The organism is Thermovirga sp. (assembly GCF_017656375.1).
Taxonomy (GTDB): Bacteria; Synergistota; Synergistia; order Synergistales; family Thermovirgaceae; genus Thermovirga.
This window is the reverse complement of the sequence record NZ_JACDOB010000080.1, coordinates 1-2177: the sequence shown is the minus strand read 5'-3', so window position 1 is coordinate 2177 and position 2177 is coordinate 1. Positions and strand designations below refer to the sequence as shown.

The window sequence follows — 2177 nt, the reverse complement described above, 5'->3', positions numbered from 1 at the left end:
CATGAACCCCATAGCTTTCGCCAAAGTACGTGTCTCCGCCAAAGACAAGTTTTAAAGCGCTCGAAGCTTCAGATGTTGAGGCCGTGAAGGAAAGAAAGGAGAACAAAACAGAAAAGTAAAAAATTTGTTTTTTCATGATAAACAGGGCCTTTCTTTGGCCAAAGGCCATATTATTTATATATAATTATAACCTTAAAGTTTAAAAATTGACATCAAGTGCGAAGAGGTGACCATAGTGCAGCAGTGTGAAAAGCTCAGAAAAATTCTTTTAGCTATAGATGGCAGAGGTTACAAGGCCTACAAAGAAATAGAAGGATCTTATCAATTTGATTCGTTCGACCTTTTTATTGACCATGTGCAGGGAGACCCTTTTGCAGCTCCCAGCAGGCTAAGGGTAAGAGTTGACCAGAAGACAGCCCAAATCCCTACCTGGGCCTTTAGGAGCCCCTACAGGGAAATGGCATGCTGTGATTTCTTGACCCGGGCTTTTGCGAAAGCCATAAGAAGATTCACTGAGGGGAAAAGGGGCAGCGGAAAATCTGGACTGTTCGCCGTAGACACTCCAGGGCAGCAGGTCTTAAAGCGCACGTCCTGCTTGATTAACGAAGATTTTGTAGAGGTCCGCTTTGTATGCGGCTTGCCTGCTGCGGGAAGAAGGGTGCTAGGCAGAGAGGCCTTGGAGATGTTTTTTGATGAACTCCCGAGGATAGTCGAAGGGGCCTTGTTTTACAAAAACATAGACGAAGAAAATTTAAGAAGGCACGTAGAAGTAGTGGAGGACCACTTTTTCATAAAGGAAAAACTCAAGGAGCAAAAGCTTGTTTCGTTCATAGCTGATGGTTCGATCTTGCCCAGAGAAAGCGGAGCCTCCCAGCGCCCCATGAAAAAAAGCGAGGCTGTCGCCTTTAACAGTCCCCCAAGTCTTAGGATAAAGCTAACCTTGCCTAACAAGGGAGAAATAACAGGCATGGGGATTCCAGAGGGGGTAACCCTCATAACTGGCGGGGGATACCACGGCAAGACAACCCTCCTTGAGGCCATAGAGATGGGGATTTATCCTCATATTCCTGGAGACGGGAGGGAATATGTTGCCACCGTCGAGGATGCGGTGAAGATCCGGGCTGAGGACGGCCGAAGCGTAAAAGGAGTCGATATCTCATTATTTATAAACAATCTTCCAGGCAAGAAGGACACAAAGTTCTTCTCCACCGATGATGCCTCTGGCTCTACTTCTCAGGCTTCAAACATACAGGAAGCTCTTGAAATGGAGGCCAAACTTTTGCTCATCGACGAGGACACATCCGCGACCAACTTCATGATAAGGGACGCTCGAATGCAAAAGTTGATAGCCAAGGATAAGGAGCCCATAACTCCATTTATAGACCATGTGCGGGGATTCTTCGAGGAGTTGGGCGTTTCCACTATCTTAGTAATTGGTGGCAGCGGCGACTACCTCGACGTGGCAGATAAGGTGATAATGATGGACGAGTATATCCCAAAAGACGTTACAGGCCTGGCAAAGGAAGTAGCAAAAGAGATTACGACCCAACGGCACAAGGAAGCGAAAGCAAAGCCGTATATCCCGCCTTCTAGGGTGCCGGACCCCAGAAGCATAAACCCCCATGTAGGCAAAAAGGTAAAAGTCAAGGCCGGTAGCCTTAAAAGCATAATTTTTGGAAGTGAGGCTATAAACTTATATGCCCTATCTTCTCTCGTGGATGAGAGCCAGACCAGGATGATCGCAGAAATGTGGCACTATGCATATAGAAAAGGATATATTGATGGCAAAAGGAGTATAAAGGAGATCGTGGAGCAAATTTTTAGTGATGTTGAAAATAAAGGGCTGGACATTATTTCACCCCATAGATATGGCCATCCTGGCGATTATGCCCTACCGCGGAAACAGGAGGTAGCCTTTGCCATAAACAGGCTGAGGGGCCTGAAGGTTGTAGATACTAATTAAAAGGCATATCATATATTAACGAAGTATGTTAGCAGCAGAATTTATTGTATGCTTTACTAATATATAAATTATTATACAAAAGAGGAACGGAGGTAACATGATAATGAAAAAACTAATTGTATCCAAACTTGGAGAATTAGTAGAAGCCCTTGGGCAAGACAATGAGCAAAAAGAAGCATGGCGGGATTTTTTGGTAGATTTTGCAGAAGTTTGT

Annotated in this window: 1 protein-coding gene; it reads left to right on the top strand. The window is 45.0% G+C overall.

The window, feature by feature from the left end:
• The first annotated feature begins 235 nt into the window (after nt 1-235).
• Nucleotides 236-1963, top strand: coding sequence for an ABC-ATPase domain-containing protein (locus tag H0Z23_RS08960; protein ID WP_296869106.1), 1728 nt, complete (start codon nt 236-238; stop codon nt 1961-1963).
• Nucleotides 1964-2177 lie beyond the last annotated feature (214 nt).